At 64.2% G+C, this 25,619-nt stretch carries 24 protein-coding genes; 12 read left to right on the top strand and 12 right to left on the bottom strand.

Annotated elements, in window-relative coordinates; genetic code table 11:
- The first annotated feature begins 177 nt into the window (after window positions 1-177).
- Together EOA23_RS04680 and EOA23_RS04675 are read left to right on the top strand one after the other, a co-directional pair.
- On the top strand, window positions 178-1,146 hold the full coding sequence (locus EOA23_RS04680) for a DUF3313 domain-containing protein (protein ID WP_245473992.1): 969 nt from the start codon (window positions 178-180) through the stop codon (window positions 1,144-1,146).
- A gap of 13 nt (window positions 1,147-1,159) precedes the next feature.
- Window positions 1,160-1,807 (top strand): isoprenylcysteine carboxylmethyltransferase family protein, encoded by a 648-nt coding sequence (locus EOA23_RS04675; protein ID WP_127303046.1) that lies wholly within the window; start codon window positions 1,160-1,162, stop codon window positions 1,805-1,807.
- Here the strand turns inward: EOA23_RS04675 and mutS are convergent, their stop codons facing one another.
- Window positions 1,808-4,546 (bottom strand): DNA mismatch repair protein MutS, encoded by a 2,739-nt coding sequence (mutS, locus tag EOA23_RS04670; RefSeq protein ID WP_127303045.1) that lies wholly within the window; start codon window positions 4,544-4,546, stop codon window positions 1,808-1,810.
- 168 nt (window positions 4,547-4,714) lie between these two features.
- On the opposite strand from mutS, the gene EOA23_RS04665 reads away from it, so the two are divergent.
- Both EOA23_RS04665 and EOA23_RS04660 read left to right on the top strand, forming a co-directional pair.
- Window positions 4,715-5,899: a glycosyltransferase gene (locus tag EOA23_RS04665; RefSeq protein ID WP_127303044.1), complete on the top strand. Its 1,185-nt coding sequence runs from the start codon at window positions 4,715-4,717 to the stop codon at window positions 5,897-5,899.
- 137 nt (window positions 5,900-6,036) lie between these two features.
- Window positions 6,037-8,316, top strand: coding sequence for an NADP-dependent malic enzyme (locus EOA23_RS04660; protein WP_127303043.1), 2,280 nt, complete (start codon window positions 6,037-6,039; stop codon window positions 8,314-8,316).
- A gap of 90 nt (window positions 8,317-8,406) precedes the next feature.
- Here the strand turns inward: EOA23_RS04660 and EOA23_RS04655 are convergent, their stop codons facing one another.
- The 3 genes from EOA23_RS04655 to EOA23_RS04645 all read right to left on the bottom strand — a co-directional run bounded on the left by EOA23_RS04655 (window position 8,407) and on the right by EOA23_RS04645 (window position 11,886).
- The gene (locus EOA23_RS04655) at window positions 8,407-9,537 is read right to left on the bottom strand and encodes a porin (RefSeq protein WP_127303042.1); all 1,131 of its coding nucleotides are present in this window, start codon (window positions 9,535-9,537) and stop codon (window positions 8,407-8,409) included.
- Between the two features lie 373 nt (window positions 9,538-9,910).
- Window positions 9,911-10,552: an antitoxin Xre/MbcA/ParS toxin-binding domain-containing protein gene (locus EOA23_RS04650; RefSeq protein WP_348628549.1), complete on the bottom strand. Its 642-nt coding sequence runs from the start codon at window positions 10,550-10,552 to the stop codon at window positions 9,911-9,913.
- Window positions 10,553-10,893: 341 nt separating this feature from the next.
- Window positions 10,894-11,886: an adenosine kinase gene (locus EOA23_RS04645; RefSeq protein WP_126062983.1), complete on the bottom strand. Its 993-nt coding sequence runs from the start codon at window positions 11,884-11,886 to the stop codon at window positions 10,894-10,896.
- 323 nt (window positions 11,887-12,209) lie between these two features.
- Here EOA23_RS04645 and EOA23_RS04640 point away from each other — a divergent pair, with 323 nt between their 5' ends.
- Entirely contained in the window at window positions 12,210-13,121 is a 912-nt protein-coding gene (locus EOA23_RS04640; protein WP_127303041.1) for an EamA family transporter, read from the top strand.
- 93 nt (window positions 13,122-13,214) lie between these two features.
- Window positions 13,215-13,910: a sulfate transporter family protein gene (locus EOA23_RS04635; RefSeq protein WP_127303040.1), complete on the top strand. Its 696-nt coding sequence runs from the start codon at window positions 13,215-13,217 to the stop codon at window positions 13,908-13,910.
- Here EOA23_RS04635 and EOA23_RS04630 read toward each other — a convergent pair.
- From EOA23_RS04630 to EOA23_RS04610, 5 genes are all read right to left on the bottom strand, one after another.
- Window positions 13,907-14,719 (bottom strand): oxaloacetate decarboxylase, encoded by an 813-nt coding sequence (locus EOA23_RS04630; protein WP_127303039.1) that lies wholly within the window; start codon window positions 14,717-14,719, stop codon window positions 13,907-13,909. The two genes, EOA23_RS04635 and EOA23_RS04630, sit on opposite strands and share 4 nt — an antisense overlap.
- Window positions 14,720-14,798: 79 nt before the next feature.
- Window positions 14,799-15,653, bottom strand: a complete 855-nt coding sequence (locus EOA23_RS04625) for a hypothetical protein (protein WP_127303038.1) — start codon at window positions 15,651-15,653, stop codon at window positions 14,799-14,801.
- Window positions 15,654-15,713: 60 nt separating this feature from the next.
- Window positions 15,714-16,373, bottom strand: coding sequence for an HAD family phosphatase (locus tag EOA23_RS04620; RefSeq protein ID WP_189341500.1), 660 nt, complete (start codon window positions 16,371-16,373; stop codon window positions 15,714-15,716).
- A complete protein-coding gene (gene dut, locus EOA23_RS04615; RefSeq protein ID WP_127303036.1) occupies window positions 16,373-16,858 on the bottom strand; it encodes a dUTP diphosphatase in 486 nt (161 codons plus the stop codon). The genes EOA23_RS04620 and dut overlap by 1 nt, the downstream gene beginning before the upstream one ends.
- 234 nt (window positions 16,859-17,092) lie before the next feature.
- On the bottom strand, window positions 17,093-17,563 hold the full coding sequence (locus EOA23_RS04610) for an Lrp/AsnC family transcriptional regulator (RefSeq protein WP_127303035.1): 471 nt from the start codon (window positions 17,561-17,563) through the stop codon (window positions 17,093-17,095).
- 115 nt (window positions 17,564-17,678) lie between these two features.
- Between EOA23_RS04610 and EOA23_RS04605 the strand changes: the two genes are divergently transcribed.
- Both EOA23_RS04605 and EOA23_RS04600 read left to right on the top strand, forming a co-directional pair.
- Window positions 17,679-17,933: a DUF6356 family protein gene (locus EOA23_RS04605; RefSeq protein WP_126062975.1), complete on the top strand. Its 255-nt coding sequence runs from the start codon at window positions 17,679-17,681 to the stop codon at window positions 17,931-17,933.
- A gap of 15 nt (window positions 17,934-17,948) precedes the next feature.
- Window positions 17,949-18,746, top strand: a complete 798-nt coding sequence (locus EOA23_RS04600; RefSeq protein WP_127303034.1) for a class II glutamine amidotransferase — start codon at window positions 17,949-17,951, stop codon at window positions 18,744-18,746.
- A gap of 89 nt (window positions 18,747-18,835) precedes the next feature.
- Here EOA23_RS04600 and EOA23_RS04595 read toward each other — a convergent pair whose 3' ends face one another.
- Both EOA23_RS04595 and EOA23_RS04590 read right to left on the bottom strand, forming a co-directional pair.
- A complete protein-coding gene (locus EOA23_RS04595) occupies window positions 18,836-19,909 on the bottom strand; it encodes an FAD-binding oxidoreductase (RefSeq protein WP_127303033.1) in 1,074 nt (357 codons plus the stop codon).
- Window positions 19,910-19,974: 65 nt separating this feature from the next.
- A complete protein-coding gene (locus tag EOA23_RS04590) occupies window positions 19,975-21,789 on the bottom strand; it encodes a winged helix-turn-helix domain-containing protein (protein WP_127303032.1) in 1,815 nt (604 codons plus the stop codon).
- A gap of 204 nt (window positions 21,790-21,993) precedes the next feature.
- Between EOA23_RS04590 and EOA23_RS04585 the strand changes: the two genes are divergently transcribed.
- From EOA23_RS04585 to EOA23_RS04570, 4 genes are all read left to right on the top strand, one after another.
- Window positions 21,994-22,275, top strand: coding sequence for a DUF4242 domain-containing protein (locus EOA23_RS04585; RefSeq protein WP_067003570.1), 282 nt, complete (start codon window positions 21,994-21,996; stop codon window positions 22,273-22,275).
- Window positions 22,276-22,291: 16 nt separating this feature from the next.
- Complete coding sequence (locus EOA23_RS04580) at window positions 22,292-22,807, top strand: hypothetical protein (RefSeq protein ID WP_127303031.1); 516 nt, start codon at window positions 22,292-22,294, stop codon at window positions 22,805-22,807.
- A 79-nt stretch (window positions 22,808-22,886) separates the two neighbouring features.
- Window positions 22,887-23,123 (top strand): DUF1127 domain-containing protein, encoded by a 237-nt coding sequence (locus tag EOA23_RS04575; RefSeq protein ID WP_127303030.1) that lies wholly within the window; start codon window positions 22,887-22,889, stop codon window positions 23,121-23,123.
- A gap of 120 nt (window positions 23,124-23,243) precedes the next feature.
- The gene (locus tag EOA23_RS04570) at window positions 23,244-24,836 is read left to right on the top strand and encodes a peptide chain release factor 3 (protein WP_127303029.1); all 1,593 of its coding nucleotides are present in this window, start codon (window positions 23,244-23,246) and stop codon (window positions 24,834-24,836) included.
- A 172-nt stretch (window positions 24,837-25,008) separates the two neighbouring features.
- Here the strand turns inward: EOA23_RS04570 and EOA23_RS04565 are convergent, their stop codons facing one another.
- The gene (locus EOA23_RS04565) at window positions 25,009-25,476 is read right to left on the bottom strand and encodes a VOC family protein (RefSeq protein ID WP_127303028.1); all 468 of its coding nucleotides are present in this window, start codon (window positions 25,474-25,476) and stop codon (window positions 25,009-25,011) included.
- Window positions 25,477-25,619 lie beyond the last annotated feature (143 nt).

Here is a 25,619-nt window from a genome sequence, read left to right as displayed (position 1 = left end):
GGCTATAGGGGGGGCTTTTCCCCGCCGTTTCCGCTCGCGCAGGCCTTCTGGTTTTGGCGCATCGTTCATGGAGCGCTCCTGCCATGACCACTCCCCGGATGCGACAAGAAATTTGGCGTATGTTCAAGTCCCGTCATTGCACCTCGCCATAATGGCGCCATCAATTTATTGCACTGAGTGCAATTATTGATGCTCCCCCCAATACGCCCCGCCGGGCGCACCCAGTCAGAGGCATCCATGGCAGCTTGCTTGCGTTCCCGTCGCGAGGCTCACATCGCCCCGGTCGATCCGGGCGCGTGCGGCGCGGATCACCGCGTAATATGGCCGTTTGTGCTGGTCTTGAGCATGCTCGCGGTCGGCTGCGCGTCCGCGCCCTTGGATCAGGTAGGCTCGCTGCAATCCTATGACGAGTTGAAACCGTCGGACGGTTGGTTGGCCCGCTCGCTGATGCGGGTGAGCAAGGACGACGTGCTCGCGGCAAGAACCGTTCGGATCATTCCGACGGGCTTTTCACCGCCCGCCGCCGGAAAATCGACATTGACGCCGGCGCAGCGCGGCCTGATCACGAATGCCGTCGACAGGACCCTCTGCTCAGGCCTCAGCCAGCGCTTTCAAGTGGTCGCCCTGACCGAGCCGGCCGACCTGACGGTCCACGCCATGGTAACGCATGCGACGCCGACGAATGCGCTGGCGGTCGGCATTTCGAAAGTCGCGTCCACGGCGGTTTCCGTCGCGCTGCCCGAAATGCACGTTCCGGTTCCCCGCCTGCCGATCGGATTGGGCAGCCTGTCGCTTGAAGCCGAAGCGGTTGGCGTCAACGGCAAGCAGGCGGCGGCCATGATCTGGGGACGCGGCGCGAACGCCCTGCTGGATTCGGGCCGGGTCGCCCGGGAGGGCGACGCCTACGAGCTGGCGGCGAAGTTCGGCCACGATTTCAGCAAGCTGCTTGTCACCGGCAAGACGCCCTTCGGCACGCTGCCGTCTCTCCCAACCAGGGCGGAGATGCGCGCCATGATCGGCAGGGAGCCGAAATATCCGGCCTGCAAGGCATTCGGCAAATCGCCCGGACTGGTCGGCTTCGTCGGCGACCGGATGGGACTGCCGCCGGCCTGGACCGACAAGGGAGCCGCGGTGCGCAACGATTGAGGCGACGACGCAAATGCAGAAGAAGTCACCGATGCCGCTTGCCGCGGCGGTTTTTCAACAGGGCAGAAGGATCCGTTTCCTTTGGCTGGCTGCTCCCGTCGTCCTGGCGCCGGCCCTGCTTGCGGAAAGCGGGTGGCCGCAAGGCAGCACCTTTCGCGAAATGCTTGAATTTGCGGGTACCGTGCTGATCCTCCTCTGCATAGGCGGCCGCTGCTGGGCAGCGCTCTATGTTGGCGGACGCAAGAACCGTGAGCTCGTCACGACCGGCCCCTATGCCTATACGCGCAACCCGCTCTATTTCTTCTCGGCCCTTGGACTGGCCGGCGTCGGGCTGACATTCGGGTCGCTGATCCTTTCGGCGTCTCTCTTTGTCTTCACCTGCTTGGTCTTTTCCTATGTCGCGGCTCGCGAAGTGGTCGCGCTGGACGCGATCTTCGGAGAGGCGTATCGGCGCTATCGTCGAAGCGTGCCGGCCTTCTTTCCCCGTCTGCGGCGCGATGACGACGACGTCCTGGGCCCGTCTCCCGTCACCTTCGATTCGGTGGCGCTGAAGCGGACCGCCATCGACGGCTCCTACTTCCTTGCGGCGGTACTCGCGGTCGAATTGTTCGGCTGGCTCCAGTCGGCAGGGCTGGTGACGCCGATGTTCCGATTGTTTTGATTACCGGCTCGCCAGTCCCTTCAGCCGGTAGAGCGCCTCCAGCGCCTCGCGCGGCGTCATCTCGTCGGGATTGATCGCAACGAGCGCTTCGCCCAGCGCATCGCTCTTGACCGGCTTCGGCGCTTCGCGTTTCACCGCCACCGAAAACAGCGGCAAATCGTCGACCAGCCGGTTGGTCTTGCCCGAAACCTCGCCCTCTTCCAGCTGATGCAGGACTTCCCTGGCGCGGGCGACGACCGCTTCCGGCAGGCCGGCCAGCCGCGCCACCTGCACGCCGTAGGAGCGGTCGGCCGCGCCCTTGCCGACCTCGTGCAGGAAGACGACGTCGCCTTCCCATTCCTTGACCCGCATGGTGACGTTATGGAGTCGGGGCAGCTTGCCCGCCAGCACCGTCATCTCGTGGAAATGCGTGGCGAAGATCGCCCGGCAGCGGTTCTTCTCATGCAGGTACTCCACCGCCGCCCAGGCGATCGACAGCCCGTCGAAAGTCGCGGTGCCGCGGCCGATCTCGTCGAGGATCACCAGCGCCCGTTCGCCCGCCTGGTTGAGGATCGCCGCCGTCTCGACCATCTCGACCATGAAGGTCGAGCGGCCGCGCGCTAGGTCGTCCGAGGCGCCGACGCGCGAGAACAGGCGATCGACGACGCCTATATGGGCGCTTTGCGCCGGCACGAAGGAGCCGGTCTGGGCAAGGATGGCGATCAAGGCATTCTGCCTGAGGAATGTCGATTTACCGCCCATATTCGGACCGGTGAGCAGCCAGATGGCGCCGGCCTTGGCGCCGCTTTCGGGCGAGAGGTCGCAATCATTGGCAACGAACGGCCCTTCGCCGGAACGCCTGAGCGCCTGCTCGACCACCGGGTGGCGCCCGCCGACAATTTCGAAAGCGAGGCCGGCATCGACGACCGGCCGGCACCAGCCCTCGCTTTCGGAAAGAAGCGCCAATGCCGCCGACACGTCCAGAGCGGCAAGCGCCTCGGCGCCGGCACGGATGCTGTCCGCCTCGCCGACCACTTCCGCCGTCAGCCGATCGAAGGCGGCGAGCTCGATGCTCAGCGCCCGGTCGGCGGCGTTGGCGATCTTCGATTCCAGCTCCGCCAGTTCCGTCGTGGTGAAGCGCATGGCATTGGCCATGGTCTGGCGATGGATGAAGCGCGCTTTGGCCGCGTCGCTGCCGGTCATGATCGAGTGATGGTTGGCCGTCACCTCGATGTAATAGCCGAGCACATTGTTGTGCCGGATCTTCAGCGAGCGGATGCCGGTTTCCTCGATCAGCGAGCGCTCCAGCCCGGCGATCACCTTTCGCGATTCGTCGCGCAGCGCCCGCATCTCGTCGAGCTCGGCGTGATAGCCGGTGCGCACGAAGCCGCCGTCGCGCCTGATCAGCGGCAGCTCGTCGTCGAGCGCTTCGCTGAGGTGGCGGGCAAGCGCCTCGGGCAGGGCCTTGATCGCGGCCAGCGCCGCGGCGAGCTCGGCGGGCAGCGCGGCCGCCGCGAACAACTCGGCGATCGCTCTCGCAGCCTCGAAGCCGGCGCGCAGAGCCCCCAGATCGCGCGGCCCGCCGCGGTTGAGCGCCAGCCTGGACAGCGCCCTCGGCATGTCGGCGACGCTTTTAAGGCTCGCCCGCAGGCTCTGGCAGAGCCGCACTTCGGAGCGGAAGAAGGAGACCGAATCCAACCTTGCCGCGATTGCGGCCGGGTCGGTCAGCGGCGCCATTAGCCGATCGGCGAGCAATCTCGCCCCGCCGCCGGTCACGGTGTGGTCGATCGCCTTGAACAGCGAGCCGTCGCGGCTGCCGGAGAGCGTGCGCAAAAGCTCCAGGTTGGCGCGCGTCGCCGGATCGATGAACAGCGTCGAGCCCTGCTCCTCGCGCTCCGGTCGCGACAGCGGCGGGCGTTCGGCTTTTTGCGTCTTTTCGACATAGGCGATGGCGCCCGAAATTGCCGACAATTCGGCGCGCGAGAAGGTGCCGAAACTGTCCGGCGTCGCGACCTCGAAGAAGCGCGCGATGCGGCCCGTGGCCGAGGCAGAATCGAACAACGACGGCGGCTGCGGATTGGCGACCCGGCCAAGCACATCGAAGACCGGCCGCAAGTCCGGATCGTGGAAAACCGGCTCGGCGACGATCAATTCGCGCGGGTCGACGCGAAAGATGTCGGCAAGCAGCCGCTCGGCGCTCGTCTCGGCAACGCGGAACGCGCCGGTCGAAATGTCGATCCAGGCCAGCGCGAAGCTCGCCTGGCTGGCAGCGGCGCCGCCAGCCTTCACGCGGCCAAGCGCCATCAGGAAACTCGATTCCGAGGGCGCGAGCAGCTTGTCCTCGGTGATGGTGCCGGGCGTGACCAGCCGCACCACGTCGCGGCGCACCACCGATTTTGAGCCGCGTTTCTTGGCTTCCGCCGGATCCTCGATCTGCTCGCAGACGGCGACGCGAAAACCCTGCGCGATCAGCTTCTGCAGATAGTCGTCAGCCGCATGCACCGGTACGCCGCACATCGGAATGTCGTGGCCCTGGTGCTTGCCGCGCTTGGTCAAGACGATGCCGAGCGCCTGGCTCGCCTTCTCCGCGTCGTCGAAGAACAGCTCGTAGAAATCGCCCATGCGGTAGAACAAAAGCGAGTCAGGGTTCGCCGCCTTGATCTCGATATACTGCTCCATCATCGGCGTGACGCCGCCGGTGGCGGGCGCAGGCGTCGCCGTCTCCTGGGCGTCGGTATCTGTCGGCATGTGCATGTTCATGCCGGGACGCTAGCAGAAGTGGCAGCTCGGTTTAATGCCGGCGGCGCGAAAAGCAGGGGAAGACTGGACGGTTGCGCCGTCAGCAGGAACAGGGTGCTCAAGGCGTGTTGCCTCACGAGGTCGGCCGACATATGGATCGTCCGGGCCCATGAGAAACATGGTGGGGCGATGAAGCAGGACGGACACGAGACGTTCGAGGAGATGGTCGGCCCCGCCGGCTCGCTCGGCCGCATTCGGCTTCTTGCCGCTAACCGAGCCAACCGAACCAGAACCAAAATCAAGGCGTGGACGCGGATACGGCTGCCCTTCATCCTTCCGGCGCGCGGGCCGATTTCGGGCCTCGATGGCGGCATCGACATGCCTCTCCACATCTTCAGTCGCGATCCGCTGATCCTCTATGTACCTGTCGGCGGCAGGCGCCCGCTCTACGCGCTCGCCGCCTTCTGCCGACGCCTTGCGCGACCGCGCGCTACCTTCCTTCTGATGCCGAACTGGACGCTGGAACGGCCGGCCGTCGTCGAGCAGATACGCAAGGATCTCGCCTGGTTCGCCAGGACCTGCCCCAAACACGAGCTGATCTTTCTCTGCAACACAGAGAAAGAGCGACGCCTGATTGCAGGCGTTGGCGGCAATGCAATCTTCTCCAATCACAATCTGATGATCTCGGAAGACGTCTTCCGGCCGCTGCCTGACGTGCCGGTCGAGTACGATGCCGTCTACAACGGCCGCATCTCGCACACCAAGCGGCACTATCTCGCCTTCGAGATCGAAAGACTAGTCCATGTGACGTCCTCGATCGGCGAATTGCCGCCGGCCGGCGACTGCGCCTTCATCCGTCGCCTGCAGGCGCAATCGCCGCTTCACAGCATCGCCAATCCGCTCGTTGATGGCCTGCCCGGCCGGCTGACCTCCGCCGAGGTCAACCGCGTCTACAACCAGGCTGCGGTCGGGCTCTGCCTGTCGGCGGTGGAAGGGGCAATGTATTCCAGCATGGAGTATCTGCTGGCCGGGTTGCCGATCGTCTCGACACCGAGCATCGGCGGCCGCGACGTCTATTTCGATCCGGACTACTGCATTATCGCAGAGCCGGAGCCGGCCGCGATCCGCCGCGCGGTCGAGCGGCTTCGCGACCGGGCCATACCGCGGGAGGAGATTCGCGGCCGCACGCTTGAAAGGGTAAAGGCGGAACGGTTGGAACTGATGGCCTATCTCTCGGCGCTTAAGCGACGCATGGGAAGCGATGATCCGCCCTTCTCCGAATGGCCGTTCGCCGGCACATCTGGGCTGACGCGCTGGGCTTCGGTCAGCGAGCACCTTCGCGAGATTGCCGCGATCTCATCGGGCAAGATTTGACTGTCGCCGGCAGCGCGGAGGAACGCCGTCACTTGATCGCTTGGCGGTTTACAGCGGCTGAGTATGGCCTTAAGCGGTAGTTCAAAAGAATGCGCTCGCCTCAAGAGCGCGAATTGGTGAGGAAAACGTCAGGCATCATGGCCAGGAAAACCGAAAGCAGCGGCCCTTCCGTCAGTCCCGAGGAGGCGCTGGAATTCCACGCCATGGGGCGGCCCGGCAAGCTCGAGATCGTCGCCACCAAGCCGATGGCAACGCAGCGCGATCTGAGCCTCGCCTATTCGCCGGGCGTCGCCGTTCCCGTGCGCGCCATCGCCGAGGATCCGAGCCGCGCCTTCGATTATACGACGCGCGGCAACATGGTCGCCGTCATCTCCAACGGCACCGCCATCCTCGGCCTCGGCAATCTCGGCGCGCTGGCCTCCAAGCCGGTGATGGAAGGCAAGTCCGTGCTGTTCAAGCGCTTCGCCGATGTCGATTCGATCGACCTTGAAGTCGATACCGAGGATGCCGACGAGTTCGTCAACTGCGTGCGCTTCCTCGGGCCTTCCTTCGGCGGCATCAATCTCGAGGACATCAAGGCGCCGGAGTGCTTCATCATCGAGCAGCGGCTGCGCGAGCTGATGGATATCCCGGTCTTCCACGACGACCAGCATGGCACGGCGATCATCTCGTCCGCCGGGCTGATCAACGCGCTGGAGATCACCGGCCGCGACATGAAGACCACCAAGCTGGTCTGCAACGGCGCAGGCGCGGCCGGCATCGCCTGTATCGAACTGATGAAGGCGATGGGCTTTGCGCCGGAAAATGTCATCCTGTGCGACACCAAGGGCGTCGTCTATCAGGGTCGCACCGAAGGCATGAACCAGTGGAAGTCGGCGCATGCGGTCAAGACCGAGGCGCGCAGCCTTGCCGAGGCGCTGGACGGCGCGGACGTCTTCCTCGGCCTGTCCGCCAAGGGCGCGCTCACCACCGCCATGGTGCAGTCGATGGCGAAGAATCCGATCATCTTCGCCATGGCCAATCCCGATCCGGAGATCACGCCCGAGGAAGTGGCCGAGATCCGCACCGACGCCATCATGGCGACCGGCCGCTCGGACTACCCCAACCAGGTCAACAATGTTCTGGGCTTCCCCTATATCTTCCGGGGCGCGCTGGATGTGCGCGCCACCACCATCAATGACGCGATGAAGATCGCGGCGGCCCGGGCGCTGGCCGAGCTGGCGCGCCAGGACGTGCCGGACGATGTCGCCGCCGCCTATCAGGGCAACCGGCCGAAATTCGGCCCCAACTACATCATCCCCGTGCCGTTCGACCCACGCCTGATCTCGGCGATCCCGCTGGCGGTGGCCAAGGCGGCGATGGAGTCCGGCGTCGCCCGCAAGCCGATCCTCGATCTCGACCGCTATGCGCAGGAACTGTCCGCCCGCCGCGACCCGATCGCCTCGACGCTGCAGCGCATCTATGACCGCGTCCGCCGCCAGCCCAAGCGCATCGTCTTCGCCGAGGGCGAGGAGGAGCAGGTGATGCGCGCCGCCGTCTCCTATGTGAACCAGAAGCTCGGCACGGCGATTCTGCTCGGCCGCGACGACGTCATCAAGGACAATGCCCGCAATGCCGGCATCGACCTGAACAAGCAGGGCATCGAGATCATCAATGCCAGGCTGTCGCGCCGCAACGGCATCTACACCGACTATCTCTACGAGCGCATGCAGCGGAAAGGTTTCCTGTTCCGCGACTGCCAGCGGCTGATCAACAACGACCGCAACCACTTCGCCGCCTGCATGGTGGCACTGGGCGACGCCGACGGCATCGTCACCGGCGTCACGCGCAACTATTCCACCGCGCTCGACGATGTACGCCGCATCATCGACGCCAAGCCCGGCCACCGTGTCATCGGCGTGTCGATCGTGCTCGCGCGGGGTCGCACTGTGCTGGTCGCAGACACCGCCGTGCACGACATGCCGAACGCCGAGCAGATCGCCGACATCGCCGAGGAGGCAGCCGGTTTTGCCCGCCGCATGGGCTACGAGCCGAGAATTGCCATGCTCGCCTACTCCACCTTCGGCCATCCGCAGGGCGAGCGCTCCGAACGCGTGCAGGAGGCGGTGCGCATCCTCGACAAGCGCCGCGTCGATTTCGAGTATGACGGCGAGATGGCGGCGGACGTGGCGCTGAACCCGCGCTCCATGGCGCAATATCCGTTCATCCGGCTGACCGGCCCGGCCAATGTGCTGATCATGCCGGCGTTCCACTCGGCCTCGATCTCGACCAAGATGCTGCAGGAGCTCGGCGGCTCGACCGTCATCGGCCCTCTGCTGGTCGGCTTGAACAAGCCGGTCCAGATCGTCTCGCTGAACGCCAAGGATTCCGACATCGTCAACATGGCGGCGATCGCGGCCTATACGGCGGGGAATTGACGAGCCGGCGTATTCAACGACATTGATCGGGAACAAACAAAAGGCCCGCGGCGGCGCCGCGGGCCTTTCCATGTGAGATCGCAGCTTCGATCAGAACGAGCGCTGGAAGCGGACGATGCCGCCGACGCTGTTTTTCTTGTCGGCCTTGGTCCAGTTGAAATCGTCGGCGTCGCCGAACTTGCCGTCGTGGACATAGTCAACTTCGGTCGTGATCGTGAAGCCGGGAACGATCGTATAGGCTATGTTTGCCGCGACGGCGGCGTTCTTGGCATCATCAGCCGAGACCTGAAGGTTGAAGGCAGTCTTTTCGTTGAACTTGTAGGTGCCGCCGCCCCAGACTGCCCAGTTGCCGCCCCACGGCTTGTAGAAGCCGCGGCCTCGACCTGGGATCGCGTAGGCCGGATCGTTGAGATTGTCGTCGGTACCATAGCCGCCCATGATGAACAGCGACAGCTCTTTGCTGACATTGACATCCAGGCGGACCTTGCCGGCCACTTCCTCGTAGTTGCTGTCATAGGCGACGACGCCGGTGATCGCACCCCAGTCGCCCTTGTACTTCAAGCCGCCGACCACATGGGGAACATAGCTGTCGATCGTGCCGGAAATGCCCGTGGAGCCCGTAGTGTCCGAGCCTTCTTCGAGCGAAATCACGCCCGTGATGCCGCTGCCGGCGTCGAAATAGTAGCTGACAACGTTGGTATCTTTCTGGCCGTAATGGATCAGCGTGTCCTGAATGACGTTGCCGGCGTAGCCGATAAACGCGTCATACGGCGATTCATCCTTACCGACTCGCAGTCCGCCGAGCTGAATCCAGGCGAAGCTCAGCGAAACACTGGTGGCGCCGCCGTTCGGAAAGTTGAATTTGGTCTCGGTGTAGGTCTTCAACGTGCCAAGCTCGGTTTCCTGGCCGGTCCAGGTCTTCAGGTTGAAGCGGGCGTTCTTCTTCCAGGTGTCCTGGGCGTCGCCGTCTTCATGGTCGGTGGCCGTGCGGCCGTCGAACGAGCCGACATCGCCCACGCCGGCGTCGTAGCGGATGTAGCCGCCAACGCGCAGGCAGGTCTCGGTGCCGGGGATGTAAAAGTAGCCGGCGCCATAGACGTCGCAGATCTTCACGTATTCGGCCGGTTCCGGCTCGGCGACGGTGACCGCGTCGGCGGCGCGGGCGCCCGAAACTGCGATCAGGGCCGCAGCTGAGCCGAGAAGAAGGCTCTTGATGTTCATTTTCTTGAATCTCCAGTCAAAGGTTCAAGACAGGCCTGACATGCCGTTCGGCTTCTGCCACCCCCGTCCCCATCGTTGAAAAAACACGCGCACCGGGCGCCGCTTCTTCGCTCCGGACATGGCCCAATCGGCGATCGCGCACAACAGAGATTGTGTCGGAAGGGCGGCCTTATAGACTATTGAAAAGGTCTTGTTGCCCAAATATCACGTCATATATTTGTAAAATCGGCACAAATTGCACAATTTATACAATCGGAACGCCAAGGAATCCTGCAAATGTGCAAAATGTGCCAATTATTACAGTTATATGACGCCTAATTATCCGGCGAAATTCTTTCGCTCGGTTGGGTGGGAACCGTGCCGCCGAGCCAGCTCAGGACACGGTGCGCGCGGCGCGGACGACGTCCGCGACCATGTCTTCCCTCAACATCTCTATAGGGACGCGGCCATTAAGCTCGGGCGCGGGGCGGGTCAGCCAGAACCAGGCGAGCCTCGGATTGGCGATCGCCGACAGCACGTCGCTTACGCCCAGGACCGGCCTGCCATCGACGAATTGGGCCAGTGGGAAGACATGTTTGCGGCCGCCCTTGCGCAACGCGACGACCTCGCCGCGCCTTTGCCAGCGATGCAGCGTCGAGCGCGGGATGCGCAGCTTCTCTTCCAGATAGGTCGAGCCGGCGACTTCGCCTGCCCAATCCTCAAGCAGCATCGATTGAAGACCGGCCGCGCGTTCCGCGATATTCTGAAGCCGTCCCGCCCCCGGCGGCGCGCGCCCGGAAGCCTGATCGGACAGCATCGGATTTCCGCTTGCGATTCTGTCCGGCACCGTCCTGAAGAACTCGGAGATGAGCACGGTCCAATCGGCCTTCAAGGAATCGATCGCATGGCGCTGCGCCGGCGGCAGGAAGGGGAGGGCGGCCGCCACGCTGCCGGCGAGCACACTGGCTGAAACCAGGGCCTGTGCGTCCAGCAGGACACCGTGCTGCATCAATGTCTGCTGCACGGCTTCGGTCACTAGGCCTGCCAGGGCCTCTTGCGAAATCCCCTCGGGCGGGGTCTGAAGTTTGGTCATGCGTTCGTCTTGTGGCCCGCGCTCCTCCCAGACGCCGGCGGCTGCTGAAATTCTATCGCGGAAAGCACAGATTGCGGCAGCAATGGACGCCGCGGCCCGGCAGGTTGCTGGCTTGCATCTCTTCACACCCCTGGTCTGGCGTGCCGAAATGTCAGTCGCGGAACGCCCTATCTTTGCGTGTAGGAGCGCTCTGTGACAGGGGCACGACAGACAGGCCGGTTCCGAGCCTGTCCGCGATGACGCAACGGTACGGCGTTCTTATGCAATTTGCCTCGCCGGGCCGTTTAGAGCAGCCCTGCCTGCTCGGCCTCGCGGCGGAGATTCTGGCGCGGGCGCGGGCCGATCTGCTGGATCACCAGCCCGGCGGCCAGCGAGCCGAGGTCGCCGCAATCCTTGAGGCTGCGTCCGGTCGTGTAGCCATAAAGGAAGCCGGCGGCATAGAGGTCGCCGGCGCCGGTCGTATCGACCAGTTCCTTAATCTTCGTCGCCTCGATGGTGACGGTCTCGTCGCCGCGCACGATCACCGAACCTTTTTCGGAACGGGTGACGGCAGCTATTTTGCAGTCCTTGCGGATGGCGTCGAGCGCCTCCTCGAAGGAAGCGGTCTGGTAGAGCGACTTGATCTCGTGGCTGTTGGCAAAGACGATGTCCACGGTGCCTGAGCGCATCAGCTCGAGGAACTCGTCGCGGTAGCGGTCGACGCAAAAGGAATCCGACAGCGTCATCGACACTTCGCGGCCCGCGGCGTGCGCCAGCTTGGCGGTCTGGCGGATGGCCTCCTTGGCGCGCGGCGGATCCCACAGATAGCCCTCGAAATAGGTCACCCTGGCGCCGGACGCCTTGTCGGCCTCGACATCCTCGGGCCCAAGCTCGATGCAGGCGCCGAGATAGGTGTTCATCGAACGCTCGCCGTCGGGCGTGACGAAGATCATCGAGCGTGCGGTCGGCGGCTCGCCAGTGAGCGGCCTGGTGTCGAAGGCCACGCCCTGGGCGTGGATGTCGTGCGTGTAGATTTCGCCCAGCGCGTCGTTCGACACCTTGCCGAAGAAGGCGGCGCGCCCGCCGAGACTGGCGACGCCGGCCGCCGTGTTGCCGGCGCTACCGCCGGAAGCCTCGATCGCCGGTCCCATGCGGCTGTAGAGCAATTCGGCGCGCCTGGCGTCGATGAGGTTCATCGCCCCCTTGATGATGCCGTTGGTCTCGAGAAAAGCCTCGTCGCACTGCGCGATGATGTCGACAATGGCATTGCCGATGCAAAGCACGTCATATTCCGGCATCAAAATCTCCGCCAAGAACCCACCCCGGCTATCTGGCATGCCGGCCGGGCGCGGGTCTAGCGAGTTGCCGCTGCTTTGCCTACCCCGAAAATCGCCATCGCCTTGCTTGACGCCGAACTCGCCGCCGATTGTTCACCGGCTGCGGCAGCGTTCGCGTCGAAACTGGCTCATATCGACCACGGCCTTCGCCGTTATGGTTTCACGGCGATCGAAACATTTCCGCGCCGCCTTGGGCTAGAGCAATTCCGGGAGAAGTGCGCGGCGGTTTCCGTCCGGAATTGCGTAAATCAAAGTTGATTGTTCCCGCAACGGAAGGCGCAGACATGTCCGAAAAGACCGAAATGTCCACCGCCCTCGCGCTGCTCGGCGTCCTAGCGGTGCTGTGGGGCGCCTCCTACACCTTCATCAAGATCGGCGTCGAGACGATCCCGCCTGTCACCTTCATCGCCGCTCGGACCCTGATCGCCGGGGCCATTCTGCTCAGCGTCATCCGCTGGCGCGGCCTTGCCATGCCTGCCGACGCGGCAATGTGGCGCCGGTTCGCTTTCCAGGCCTGCCTCAACAGCGTCGTGCCCTTCACCCTGATCGCCGCCGCCGAGCGTTCGGTCGATGCCGGTCTTGCCACCATCCTCAACTCGACATCCCCTATCTTCACCTTCCTGCTGACGGCCTCGATCACGCGCCATGAGCCCGTCACGGCGCGCAAGCTCCTCGGTGTCGGCGCCGGCATCGTCGGCATCTGCCTCATCATCGGCACGGAGGCGCTTGGCGGGCTTGGCCGTCAAATGTGGGCGCAGCTTGCGATCGTCATCGCGACGGTTTCCTATGCCGGGGCGGCGATCTTCGGCCGCGGCTTCAAGGGCCTCGACCCTATGATACCCGCCGCGGGTTCGATGCTTTGCGGCGCGGTGATGCTCGTGCCGCTCAGCCTGATTGTCGACCGGCCATGGACGCTTGCGCCGTCGGCGGCATCGATCCTGGCCCTGCTCGGCCTGTCGGTCTTTTCGACGGCGCTGGCCTTCGTCATCTATTTCCGCTTGATCCATACGCTGGGCTCGGTCGGCACCACCTCGCAGGCCTATTTGCGGGTGCCGATCGGAGTCGGTATCGGCGCCGTCTTCCTGGGCGAAAGCCTGGGGCCGGCCGCTTGGGTCGGCATGGCTTTCGTCGTCGCCGGCGTTGCGGCAATGACCATTCCGACCAGGCGGGCAGGAGCGATCACGGGAAAAGCGTGAAGGCCGGGCGACGATTTCCCCTTGCAGTTGCGCCGCTCTTCCTCGCCGCCTATCTCGGGGACGTCGTTTCTCGATGAGGGGTCTGCACCCGCCGTGATCCTAGATGCTGCCCGAGCCGCCGCCAGCCGGCTGTTCTCGCCTGAATTCCGCTTCGTCTTCCTCAAGACGCTGGGGCTGACGCTGCTTGCTCTGCTGGCGCTGTGGGCCGGCCTGGAGAGCCTGCTCGAATGGTTGGCCTGGCCATGGCTGCAGACGCTGCTCCCGGGCCTGCCGTCCTGGGCCGGGTGGTTGGGCGGCATCGTTGCCGGGATCGTGCTGGCGGTGGGATTGGCTTTGCTCATCGCGCCTGTGACGGCGATCGTTGCCGGCCTGTTCCTCGACGATATCGCCGAAGTGGTCGAGCGCACCGACTATCCCGACGATCCGCCCGGCCGCGCCGTGCCGGCGCTGCATTCGCTTGTGCTCGCCATCAAATTCTTCGGCGTGGTCGTCCTCGGCAACATCGTCGCGTTGCTTTTGCTGCTGGTGCCGGGCGTCAACATTGCCGCCTTCTTCATCGTCAACGGCTATCTGCTCGGCCGCGAATTCTTCGAATTCGCCGCCATGCGTTTTCGCCCCGAGGCAGAGGCCAAGGCGCTGCGCCGCAAATATGCCGGCACGGTGTTCCTGGCTGGACTGGTCATCGCCGTGTTCCTCGCCGTGCCGCTGCTCAACCTTCTGACGCCGCTTTTCGCGGCCGCCATGATGGTGCATCTGCACAAGGCGGTTTCGGCGCGGGGCCCGGTCTAGTCCTGCTCAGCCGCGCCGCCGCGGAACAGCGCCTGCAGCTTGCCGAACGGCATCGCCGCCCGGGTGAAGCCGAAAGTGCCGTCCTGCTGGATTTCGCGCGCCGCAGTCTCCAGCATGCCATAGGCGAAATTGGTCAGCCACGGCCCGAGCGAGATGCGCTTGACGCCGGCCATGGCAAGATCGGCGACGGTGAAACCGGGGCGGGCCATGACATTGACGGGCCGGCTCACCGACGAGCAGATGGTGCGCACCATGTCGACGTCGCCGATCCCCGGCGCATAAAGCACGTCGGCGCCGGCTTTCTCGAAGGCCTGCAGCCGCTTGATGGTGTCGTCGAGGTCGGTCTTGCCCCAGAGGAAATTCTCGGCTCGCGCGGTGAAGACGAAATCGTGCTTGAGCGCCCGGGCCGCCTCGACGGCGGCCGCGACGCGTTCGGTCGCAAGAGAGAAATCGTAGATCGGGTTGGCGGGGTCGCCCGTGTGGTCCTCGATCGAGCAGCCGGCGAGCCCGGCGGCTTCCGCCGCGAAGATGGTTTCGGCGGCCTGCTCGGGACTGTCGCCCTTGCCGCGTTCGAGATCGGCCGAAACCGGCAGGTCGGTTGCCGCGGTCACGTCGCGGCAATGGTGGATCATGGCTTCGAAGGTCACGGCGCCGTCAGGCAGGCCGCGCGAGAAGGCGAAGCCGGCGCTGGTGGTCGCCAGCGCTTTGAAACCGAAGGATGCCAGAAGCTTGGTCGTGCCTATGTCCCAGGGGTTGGGCATGACGAAGGTGGTAGCATGCAGATCGCGAAAAATCTTGCCCTTGTCCATGGCGAGTCCTCAATCATGAGCGGGGTCCTGCGAGGAATTTATCGCGGCCGTTCGACCCGGGCAAACGAATGCGCTTGGATCAGAAGCGTTTCTCGTTCTCTGCTGACAAACGTTTGAAGGCATCTGAATCCGCCACGTAGCGCGACGTTTTCTTGTTCCAGTGATAGGTGACGGAAACGTCGTGCGAGACCGCCTTGGGCGCCGGCTCCTCGCAGCTTTCACCGCTGGGGTTCGTGGCGTCGGTCACGGTCACCCTGATCGCGGCATAGGGCTTTTCACTTCCGCGCGTCTGGAAGGAAAGGTCCTGGGTACGTTTGTAGGCGCAGACATTCTCGTCGAATGTGTTGATCTGGTCGATCGGTTCGAAGCGGTCGTTGCGGACCAGGATCAGGATCGTGCTGACATAGCCCTGGTTCGAATTGAAATGTGTGCTCATGGTGATGAGCGCGTCGTTGCCGGGACCGATCGCGAGCTTTCCCGGATCGCGAAAATAAGTGCTCTGGTCGGTTCCGACATTGACGGCGTCGAGCAGCTTCGGCTTGCCGGTGAGGTCGTAGAGTGCCAGCACGGCAAATCCCTCGGCGCTGTCTTGCGCCTGGCCGAGGTCGAGAAGCATCGCCAGCCGTTCCTTGCCGCCGGCCTTGATGGCCAGCACCGCAGCGTTCGGCAGGTTGATGGTTTCGGGCGGCGATCCGCCATCGTTGCCGCCGAGGATGTCACGCATCTCGATCGGCGCGCTGCCCTTGTAGAAACCGTCGTCGCCGGCGGCCAGATCAGGCACAATCATTTTCGCGAGCTCGAAATAGGTGACGTTCTGATGTCCGGGAATGGTGCTGCTTAGTTCCGGAAAACTGACGGCTTCGGCGCGCGCGACCGTCCATATGGAAGGCAGCAGCAGGCAGGCGAGCATGAGACGGGATAGAATGGAAATCATCGAAAACACCCCCGGGCCGCACGCTAGCACGGAGTGCGCAAGCGCGCAGCCAGAGCACGATCAGCGGATCGGTACCAGCTTGGCCAATTCGCGCATGTCGTCAAACAGGATACCGCCGGCCGCCGCCAGGCCGTCGCGGTCGGTGAATGGATCGGCGTAGTAGGAGAACACCCGCATGCCGGCGGCAATGCCGGCTTGCGTTCCCGCGACGCTGTCCTCGATGACGATGCAGTCGGCCGGCGCGAAGCCCGTCGTCCTTGCCGCATGCAGGAAGAGGTCCGGGAACGGCTTGCCGCGCCCGACCATGGTCGAGGAGAACATGGCATGCTCGAACAGCGGCAAAAGCCCGGTTTGGCCGAGGGTGATATACATTTTCGAGACCCGAGCCGAGGAGGCGACGCAATAGGCGATGCCGGCCGCGCGGACGGCTTCGACGAACTCACGCACATAAGGGACCGCCTCGACGCCGTGCGAAAAAAGATCCGGCAGGCCGGCATTCCAGCGCTCGACGAAGTCGGCGCCGAGCCTCACCGCGGTCGCCTCTTCGATCTCTTTCTGCACCGAAACCATGCTGCGGCCGGAAAAGTTCTTGCGGCAATATTCGAAGTCCGTCGTAAAGCCGGCGGCAGTAAGCCATTCGGCGAGACGCCGGTTGGCAAGGTTTTCCGTGTCGACCAGGACCCCGTCGCAGTCGAAAATGACCAGCTTTGGAACTTGCATCAAGCCGTGCCGGTCGACCCGAAACCGCCGGCGCCGCGCGTCGTGCCGCCGGCCAGCGCGCGCTCTTCGACCGTAACCTGGGTCACGGCGGCAAAGACGATCTGGGCGATGCGCATGCCGCGCGTCACCGCGAAATCCTCATCGCCGAGATTGACCAGCAGCACCTTCACCTCGCCGCGATAGTCGCTGTCGACGGTGCCTGGCGAGTTGAGGACGGTGAGGCCATGCTTGAACGCAAGGCCCGAGCGTGGCCGCACCTGGCCTTCCATGCCTGCCGGGATTTCCAGGACAAGCCCCGTCGGTACCAGCGCGCGTTTCCCTGGCAGGATGAGCAGCGGCCGGTCTTCCGGCACCGCGGCCCGCAAATCCATGCCGGCGGCGCCCGCGCTCTCATAGGCCGGCAGAGGCAGGCCTTCGCCATGCGGAAGCCTGACGAAACCGACGGTGGGGCCGATGACGGAGGAAGAATGGACAGCCGTGCGCATGAGCCCATTCCTATGGGAGCGAATGCCGATTCGGTCAACTCGACCGTGAAGCTATCCAAGGCTTTCTTTGAGGCGTCACGATGACTTCGCTTTCCAGGTGAAGAAGACAAGATCGTTGCGCTGGTGGAATGCTCATTTGGTGATTGGCGATAACGCCCATCACGTCGTCATCCTCGGGTCTACGCTCCGCTACGCGTCGCTCCGCCCGCGGATGACGAAGAGGCCTTGGCTACCTCAACGCAGTTCCACCGGCACCACGGTCGTCTCCTTGATCTCCTCCATGACGAAGGAAGCCGAGACGTCCGACAATGCCACCTTTGCGATCAGCCGCTGGTAGAGGCGGTCATAGGCCTTCACGTCGGCGACGCGGGCCCTCAGCACATAGTCGAGATCGCCTGACATTCGATAGACGCCGGTGATCTCGGGAAAGCCGGTCACCGCCGCTCGGAATTTCTGCAGCCAGTCCGGGTCATGATTGGAGGTGCGGATCAGAATGAAGACGGAGAGGCCGAGTCCCAGCTTCTCGGCATCGACCAGCGCGACGCGGCCGGTAATGATGCCGTCCTCCTCGAGCCGTTTGACGCGTCGCCAGCAGGCGTTGCGCGACAGCGCCACCCGCTCCGACAGCTGGTCGACGGAAAGCGTGCCGTCGCGCTGCAGTTCTGCCAGCAATCTTCGATCGATGGCATCGAGTTCATGGACCATATTGGGATAAATGTCCCAAAAATGTCCAATATTCAAGGACAATTTGAGATCGATGAACCAAAGCCGTGTGGCACGATACCCACCATCGGGACTCATCCCGGCAGGAGGGATCACCATGACGACCAGGCTTACGGCACTCTTCACCGCTCACCCGGCCAAGGTCGGCGAGACCTATTTCGGCCACATGGCCTTTGCCGCCTGGTTCTGCTCGCGCTTGTCGATGGCGGCCGGTGCCGCGCTCGTTCACGCTTTCTTGCCATTTCTGTTCGAAACTACGGCGAGCCGAATCGTTCGCGAGCTCTATGAGCGCACGCACAATCGAGGCTCGCACGCGGTCAAGGAGCCCCAGGCTCTGATGGATCGCGCCTAGGAACGGTGGAAAGCGATGTGCCGGTGGGCGGCCTATCTTGGTGAAGCAGTCTTCCTCGAAGACATCATCACCGCGCCCTGCCATTCGCTGATCGCCCAGAGCCATTGCGCCCAGGAAGCCAAGTCGCCAACCAATGGCGACGGTTTTGGTCTGGCGTGGTATGGCGACCGGCCGGAGCCCGGCCTCTATCGCGACATCCTGCCGGCCTGGTCAGATCCAAATCTGAAAAGCCTCTGCCGGCAGATCAAATCCGGCTTGTTCCTTGCCCATGTCCGCGCGTCGACCGGTGGCGCCACCAGCCGCATGAACTGTCACCCCTTCATCTCCGGCCGCTGGTCGTTCATGCATAACGGTCAGATCGGCGGCTTCGAGAAGATTCGCCGCGCGCTGGAGAACTCGCTCGCCGACGAAGTCTTCGACCAGCGCGAGGGCACGACCGATTCCGAGCTCTTCTTTCTCCTGATGATCGACCAGGGGCTGGCGACGGACCCGCAAGGCGCGGTGTCGCGGGCAACCGGCCGCGTCGTCGAAGCCTCGCGCCGTGCCGGCATCGAGCCGGCCCTGAAACTGACGGCCGCCTTTTCCGATGGCGAAACGCTCTACGCCGTTCGCTATGCCACCGACAACCATGCGCCGACGCTCTACACCGGCGCCTTCGCCAGGCGCGCCGGCCATTGCATCGTCTCCGAACCCTTCGACCGCGATGGCGGCGACTGGCAGGCGATCCCGCCATCGAGCTTCGTCACCATGACGAGGAGCGGCACCAGCATCCGGCCGTTTGCGCCGGCGGCCCGGTTGGCAATGGCGGTGTAGTCGGAAATAGCGCAACGTCGCGGGACAGTGCCAGCTTCTACACCCTGTCGCAATTCCAATCACGACGGTGGGGTTCGTCGCCCCGCGGCTTACCGGGCGAAGCGCGACAGCGCGTAAGGCGCTAACAGCACATCGCGTTCGCCCTCAAGGATTTCGCGAGCGGCGAACAAGCCGACCGCCGGCGCCAGCGTGATGCCCGAATGCATGACGGCGATGTAGAGGCCGCCGACCCCATCGGCGCGGCTGACGATCGGGAAGCCGTCGGCCGGAGTAGGGCGGTAGCCGACGGTGTGAAAATCAAGCTCCAGTCCATCCGCGCCGCGCAAGGCTGCCTTGGTGATCGCAAACAGCTCCCGCGCGGTGGCTTCCGCGTTTTCGCCCGGATCGCCGCCAGCGAAATCCGAGCCGGCGATGATGCGGCCCTCGGCCGTCTGGCGCATGTGCAATCTCTCGGCATGCACCAGCCCGTTGAGCAATTTCCTGTAAGGCCGGGAGTGCACGATGAGGCCTGGCGGCGTGTCGAGCGGCAGCTCGATGCCGGCTGTCGCGGCAATGGCCGGGGAGCCCGCACCCGCCGCCACGACAATTTCTTCGGCGCTGAGGGTTTCGCCCGAAACAACCGCGCCTGTCACCTTGCCAATCGATAGGGTCAGCCTGTCCACAGCGCCAACAATTACCCGCGCGCCGAGCCGTTCGGCGTCCGCTAGAAGCGCCTTGGCGGTTGCCACCGGCTCGGCGACGCCTTCCTCCGCGACGTAGACGGCGAAATCGGGAGGCGCGACGAGGTTGGGCTCGATCTCTCCCGCCCGCTTGGCGTCGACGCGCTCGATGCCATAACCCCATGACGAGTGTTCGGCGGCATAGGCTTCCAGCCTGTCGGGCGGCAGGTCGAAGCACAGGCCGCCGCACCAGGCGAGCGGTAGTCCGGGCACGTCCTTCGCCAAGCGCGCCCACTCGGCCATGGCGCGGATGCGCAGCCGGAAATAGATCTCGGGATTGCCCCAGCTTGCGTTGATCCATGCGAAGGAATTGGGCGTCGCGACACCGCCGGCGCCACTCCCGGAAACGACCGTCACCCCCGCGCCGGCTTTCGTCAGGTGCCAGGCGATAGAAGCGCCGATGATTCCGGCGCCGATCACGATGACTTGCTTTGGACTGCTCATGCTGGGCCTCAGGGAGATTTTCCCCGTCATGCCACCCTACCGTCCGGACCTCAAGCAAGAAGCAGCTACGCGCTGTCCGCTATTGCCTTCTGGCTCCCGGCGAGCAGGCTCGCCAGCTCTTCACAGCGCCGCATGAGACGGGACGAATCGACCTTCTTCGCCACCGCCAGCGCCGTGCCGAGCTCCAACTCCGCGCCAGTATGATCGTCGAGTTGGATGAGAAGCGCCGCGAGCGAAAGCCTCGCCTCCGCGCAGTTGGTGGGCGAGCCGATCTCGCCCCAGTGCGAGCATGCGGTCTGCAGCTCCCGCACCGCTTCGGTGAAGCGATTTTCCCGCATCGACAGTTCCGCCTTGGCCTCGGCGGTCAATGCCCGGATCGAGGCCATCGGCCAGCGTTGCGGTTCGCTTTCCAGGTCGGCGATCACCGCTTTCGCGCGCTCCAGCCGATCGGTCCGCGCCGCTACCTTGGCGAGCGTGGCGAGAACCATGCCCCGACGCTGCAGCGCCGGCCAGCCGTTCCCGACAAGCGACCGCTCGAGGGCGCTGAATGCGGCTTCCGCCTGGCCCAGTTCCATCTGCAGCATCGCAAAGCCAGGCTGCGGATCCCAGCCAGCGGCATGGGACGCGCGGTAGGCTGCATCCGCCTCGGCGAAATCGCCTGCGGCGAGATGGATGTCGCCCAGCACACGTAAGGCATCGCCTTTCGCCCAGGGCGCATCGAGCGTAAGCTGATCGAGCGCCGCGCGCACCAGCGCCTCAGCCTCCCTCAGCGTGCCATGGACGCCGAGCACCTCGGCCCGATGCAGCCGACACGAGCCCGTAAGTTCCTCCAGCCCATGCCCTCTGCACCAGCCCTCGTAGCTGAGGCTCCATTGGTTGGCTCGCGCCCAGTCGCCGAAATTGCGGCAGGCCCAAAGGATGTTGCAGTAGAGGATGCCGCCGACGATCGGGTCGACATCGCTGGAGAGGCCGAGCGCGGCGGCAAAATCCTGGTCCTCCTGACCGGCTTTTGTTTCCCCAAGGCAGAGCTTGAAGAAGCCGCGATAGATAAGGCCGAGCGATTCCACGACTGGATCTTCGAGATTTTTGCCGACCTCGAAAGCTTGCTCGGCAAGAGCAAGCGCATGCTCCGGCTCGGCCTCCGCGCCCTTGATGCGCGCGCCCATCCAGCACCAGAGGCCATGTTCCCTGCTCTCGGTTGCTTTGTCGATCAGCTGCGCGGCACGCTTGTGCCAACCCTTGGCCGCAGCAAGCTCTCCCCTCTCGAGATGGATCATGGCAAGGGTGATTGCCGGGGAAGCCGCCCGCAGGCGTTCGCCGGCCATGCCGTATTCCGTTGCCGCGCGCGTCAGGAGCGGGATCGCCTCTGAGGGCCGCCCCATGCATTCCAGCGCCAGCGCCCATTCTTCGAGGTCGGCCGTCAGCAACTCGTCGGCGGCGTCTGCTTCCCTGAAAGCGGCCGCGGCCTCGTGCCATTTTCGCGCCGCGACGGCCGCGCGTGCGGCCAGGATTTGCATGCCTGGGCTGGAACGCCTGCTGCCCGTATCGGCCGGCGCCGGCCCCTTTTCCGAAGTGGCTGCCTGGTCGAGGCAAATACGGTAGCCGAAGCGGGGCAGGTTGCGCAGCGCCGCCTCCATGCCGCCCTGGCGCAGAACGCTCCGGGCTAGGCTCGCGACACGCTGCAGCGAAGCCTCGGTCACCGTCACGCCCGGCCAGAGCGTTTCGAGCAACTCGTCCTTGCTCAGGGCGCGGTCCTGGTGGCGCAGCAGGATGGCGAGGAAATCGAAGACGAGGGGCTGCACCTCGATCTCGTTTCCGGCGAGACGAATGGCGCGGGAGCTCTCGTTAAGCTCGAAGTCGCCGAAGCAATGAATTCCCATCGGCAGCAATCCCGGTAACGGCAATAGGCAAAGGATCAGAACAAGATAAGGACGGCGTAAGGACTGTCGGCCGCCTGTTCCGTAATTCTGCGTCTGCCTGGCGGGCCAAGCGAGAGTTTACCTCAGCTGCCCCAGGGATGTCACCGGCACCGATTTGGTCGAGTGCCCGGCGGCATTTGAACCTCAGATGAAGGAGTTTGTGACATGCAGAAATACATCATCGAGCGCGAGATCCCAAAGGTCGGCACTTTCGAGCGCGAGCAGCTTCGCGACGCGTCCAAGGCCTCGAACGCAGTCCTTGCCGAGCTCGGCCCGGACATCCAGTGGGTGGAATCCTTCGTGGCGGACGACAAGACCTTTTGCGTCTATCTCGCCAAGGACGAAGCGATCATCCAGCGCCACGCCAAGATGAGCGGCTTCCCGGCGACCAAGATCACTCAGGTCAAGCGCCTGTTCGATCCGACGACGGCCTACGCCGCCGCCTGATGGGAGGGGATCGATCGTGAAGCGCTTTGCGGAAATCGTCCTTGCCGTCGGCGCCTCGGCGCTGCTTTGCGGCACCGCGGTCGCCCATGACATGCCCGATCCGGTGCTCAACCGGTCTCGGGACATGGCGGCCAAGTACCTCGACATCAAGGTTGCCAAGGCGGAGGGCTACCAGCAGCTGTTCGAATGCACGACGCATGACGAGCACGGCACGATGGGGGTCCATTTCATCCATCCCGGCCGCGCCGGCGACGGCAGGCTGGTGCTCGGCGAACCCGACGTGCTGACCTACGAGCCCGAAGCCGATGGCTCGATGCAGCTTGTCGGCATGGAATACCTCGTCTTCGAGAAGGACTGGAAGGGCAAGGGCGTTCCTGAATTCCTCGGCCGCACGCTGCAGCGCAAGACGACGGTGGGTATTCACCCGGTGGATCCCTATTACGAGCTCCATGTCTGGCACTGGCGGCACAACCCGGCCGGCATGTTCGCCGACTGGAACCCGTATGTGAGCTGTGAGCACGATCGGTCCTGAGGACCCGTCGGCACAGCCTCCGGGAGGGCCGTGGACGGCCCTCCCGCTTTCATCACTCAACCGCAAGGGAGATACGACCATGTCCATCCTTGGGCAGGAATTGATCACCGACCGGACGGTTCTCAGGCGCCTCTTTGCCGCAGCCGTCGAAACCTGCCACTCCGGCATAGTGCTCGTGGCGCGCATCGTGCGCATTCGCAGGGACCGGGCCAGGCTGGACGATCTGCCGGATTATCTGCTGCGCGACATCGGCGTCGGTCGCTCGGAGATACGATCGGTCACCAGGTTCGGCTGCAGGGAGCATGGCGAGGCCTGACTATGTGCAGGGCCCTGCCGTGGCGGCGAACACGCTCCCTGCGAACCGATCCGCCCGAAACTGTCGACAGGCCGGCCATGCGCTGCTAGAAGCCCGCGCCACAGACAGGATTCCAAAAAATTGGCAGAAGACATCGAACAGGCGGTATCGCGCCGCCGCACTTTCGCGATCATCGCCCACCCTGACGCCGGCAAGACCACGCTCACCGAAAAGCTGCTTTTGTTCGGCGGCGCCATCCAGCTTGCCGGCGAGGTCAAGGCCAAGAAGGACCGCATCCAGACGCGGTCCGACTGGATGAAGATCGAGCGCGAGCGCGGCATCTCGGTCGTCACCTCGGTGATGACCTTCGAATATGACGACAACGTCTTCAACCTGCTCGACACGCCCGGCCACGAGGATTTCGCCGACGACACCTACCGCACGCTGTCTGCAGTCGACTCCGCCGTCATGGTCATCGATGCCGCCAAGGGCATCGAGCCGCGCACGCTGAAACTTTTCGAGGTCTGCCGGCTGCGCGACATCCCGATCATCACCTTCGTCAACAAGATGGACCGCGAGAGCCGCGATCCGTTCGAGATTTTGGATGAGATCGAGCAGAAGCTGGCGCTCGACACCGCGCCCGTCACCTGGCCGATCGGCCGCGGGAGGACCTTCTCGGGCACCTACCATCTGGCGCAGAACGCGGTGCGCAGGAGCGACGATGAGAAGGAACGCACGCCGGTCAACGGTCCGGATTCCAACCGCGTCGCCGGGCTTTTGCCCGAAAACGAGCGCAACGACTTCATCGAGGAGTTGGAGTTGGCGCGCGAGGCCTGCCGGCCTCTCGATATCGACGCTTTCCGCGAGGGCCATCTGACGCCGGTCTATTTCGGCTCGGCGCTGCGCAATTACGGCGTGCGCGACCTGATCGAGGCGCTCGGCGCCTACGGCCCGTCGCCGCGCGCCCAGGAAGCCGATGAGCGCACGGTCGAGGCGACCGAGGACAAGATGACGTCCTTCGTCTTCAAGATCCAGGCCAACATGGATCCAAACCACCGCGACCGCATCGCTTTCGTCCGCGTCTGCTCCGGCAAGCTGGAGCGCGGCATGAAGGCCAAGCTGGTTCGCACCGGCAAGCCGATGAGCCTGTCCGCGCCGCAATTCTTCTTTGCCCGCACCCGCGTCACCGCCGACGAGGCCTTCGCCGGCGACGTCGTCGGCATCCCCAACCACGGCACGCTGCGCATCGGCGATACGCTGACCGAGGGCGAGGAGATCCTGTTCCGCGGCGTGCCGAACTTCGCCCCGGAAATCCTGCGCCGCGTGCGCCTCGGCGACGCCATGAAGGCCAAGAAGCTGAAGGAAGCCCTGCACCAGATGGCCGAGGAGGGCGTGGTGCAGCTTTTCTCGCCGGAGGACGGTTCGCCGGCCATAGTCGGCGTCGTCGGCGCCCTGCAGCTCGACGTGCTGAAGGAACGGCTGAACATCGAATACACGCTGCCGGTGGATTTCGAGATGTCGCGCTTCTCCGTCTGCCGCTGGATCTCGGCCGACGACAAGGCGGAGGTGCAGCGTTTCATCGAATCGCATCGCGGCGACATCGCCCGCGACCTCGACAACGATCCGGTGTTTCTGGCCCAGCACGCCTTCTCGCTGAACTATGAGGCCGAGCGCTGGAAGGCGATCCGCTTCACCGCGGTCAAGGATTACCAGGTCCGCGATAAGGCGGCGTGAGCTGTTTTTCCCTGCCCCCCTTGTGGGGGAAGGTGGCCTCGCGAAGCGAGGTCGGATGAGGGGTGCTCCAGGGATCGCCAAGGTCTCACTCCGCTGGAACACCCCTCATCCGTCTCGGCGCTGCGCGCCGATCCACCTTCTCCCACAACAAGGGGAGAAGGCAAAGTCGCGCTCACCCCTTCGCCGCTTCCTCGATCTTGGCGATATCGATCTTGCCCATCTGCATCATCGCCGACATCACACGACCGGCCTTCGCTCTGTCCGGATCCAGAAGCAGTTTCGGCAACTGCTCCGGCACGACCTGCCAGGAGACGCCGAATTTGTCTTTCAGCCAGCTGCACTGGCCGGGCTCGCCGCCCTCGGTGAGCTTCTCCCAGAAATAGTCGACCTCTTCCTGCGTCTTGCAGTCGATCGACTGCGACATCGCCTCGTTGAACTTGAAGTACGGACCGCCATTGAGCGCCTGGAACGGCACGCCATCGAGCTCGAACGTGGTCATCAGCACCTTGCCCTCATCGGGGTGACCCGCGGGCCAGCGCAAAACGCTCAGCACCTTCGAGTTCTTGAAGATGGAGATGTAGTGGTTCATCGCCTCCTCGGCCTGGCCATCGAACCACAGGCAGGTGGTGATCTTTTGCATGTCGTGCTCCTCGGACTTATGTTGCTACATCTTCAACGGCGGGTCGGCGATTTGTGCCGTTCATACCGTCTGTCTCAAGGACGGATCGATAGGGCACGATCCGACAGTGATTTCAAATTTTCCTGAAGAATCCTGGCGCAGCG

Source organism: Mesorhizobium sp. M2A.F.Ca.ET.042.01.1.1 (genome assembly GCF_003997405.1).
Lineage (GTDB): Bacteria > Pseudomonadota > Alphaproteobacteria > Rhizobiales > Rhizobiaceae > Mesorhizobium.
This window is presented reverse-complemented; position numbering and strand designations above follow the sequence as displayed.

What these genes read in the sequence shown, in the direction of transcription:
- EOA23_RS04645 (WP_126062983.1), bottom strand. Translation starts at nt 11,886, where the DNA reads ATGCCGGAATATGACGTGCTTTGCATCGGCAATGCCATTGTCGACATC.
- EOA23_RS04575 (WP_127303030.1), top strand. Translation starts at nt 22,887, where the DNA reads ATGTCCATCCTTGGGCAGGAATTGATCACCGACCGGACGGTTCTCAGG.
- EOA23_RS04675 (WP_127303046.1), top strand. Translation starts at nt 1,160, where the DNA reads ATGCAGAAGAAGTCACCGATGCCGCTTGCCGCGGCGGTTTTTCAACAG.
- EOA23_RS04660 (WP_127303043.1), top strand. Translation starts at nt 6,037, where the DNA reads ATGGCCAGGAAAACCGAAAGCAGCGGCCCTTCCGTCAGTCCCGAGGAG.
- EOA23_RS04620 (WP_189341500.1), bottom strand. Translation starts at nt 16,373, where the DNA reads ATGCAAGTTCCAAAGCTGGTCATTTTCGACTGCGACGGGGTCCTGGTC.
- EOA23_RS04600 (WP_127303034.1), top strand. Translation starts at nt 17,949, where the DNA reads ATGTGCCGGTGGGCGGCCTATCTTGGTGAAGCAGTCTTCCTCGAAGAC.
- EOA23_RS04630 (WP_127303039.1), bottom strand. Translation starts at nt 14,719, where the DNA reads ATGGACAAGGGCAAGATTTTTCGCGATCTGCATGCTACCACCTTCGTC.
- EOA23_RS04655 (WP_127303042.1), bottom strand. Translation starts at nt 9,537, where the DNA reads ATGAACATCAAGAGCCTTCTTCTCGGCTCAGCTGCGGCCCTGATCGCA.
- EOA23_RS04665 (WP_127303044.1), top strand. Translation starts at nt 4,715, where the DNA reads ATGAAGCAGGACGGACACGAGACGTTCGAGGAGATGGTCGGCCCCGCC.
- EOA23_RS04590 (WP_127303032.1), bottom strand. Translation starts at nt 21,789, where the DNA reads ATGGGAATTCATTGCTTCGGCGACTTCGAGCTTAACGAGAGCTCCCGC.
- EOA23_RS04595 (WP_127303033.1), bottom strand. Translation starts at nt 19,909, where the DNA reads ATGAGCAGTCCAAAGCAAGTCATCGTGATCGGCGCCGGAATCATCGGC.
- EOA23_RS04610 (WP_127303035.1), bottom strand. Translation starts at nt 17,563, where the DNA reads ATGGTCCATGAACTCGATGCCATCGATCGAAGATTGCTGGCAGAACTG.
- dut (WP_127303036.1), bottom strand. Translation starts at nt 16,858, where the DNA reads ATGCGCACGGCTGTCCATTCTTCCTCCGTCATCGGCCCCACCGTCGGT.
- EOA23_RS04625 (WP_127303038.1), bottom strand. Translation starts at nt 15,653, where the DNA reads ATGATTTCCATTCTATCCCGTCTCATGCTCGCCTGCCTGCTGCTGCCT.
- EOA23_RS04640 (WP_127303041.1), top strand. Translation starts at nt 12,210, where the DNA reads ATGTCCGAAAAGACCGAAATGTCCACCGCCCTCGCGCTGCTCGGCGTC.
- EOA23_RS04585 (WP_067003570.1), top strand. Translation starts at nt 21,994, where the DNA reads ATGCAGAAATACATCATCGAGCGCGAGATCCCAAAGGTCGGCACTTTC.
- mutS (WP_127303045.1), bottom strand. Translation starts at nt 4,546, where the DNA reads ATGAACATGCACATGCCGACAGATACCGACGCCCAGGAGACGGCGACG.
- EOA23_RS04565 (WP_127303028.1), bottom strand. Translation starts at nt 25,476, where the DNA reads ATGCAAAAGATCACCACCTGCCTGTGGTTCGATGGCCAGGCCGAGGAG.
- EOA23_RS04605 (WP_126062975.1), top strand. Translation starts at nt 17,679, where the DNA reads ATGACGACCAGGCTTACGGCACTCTTCACCGCTCACCCGGCCAAGGTC.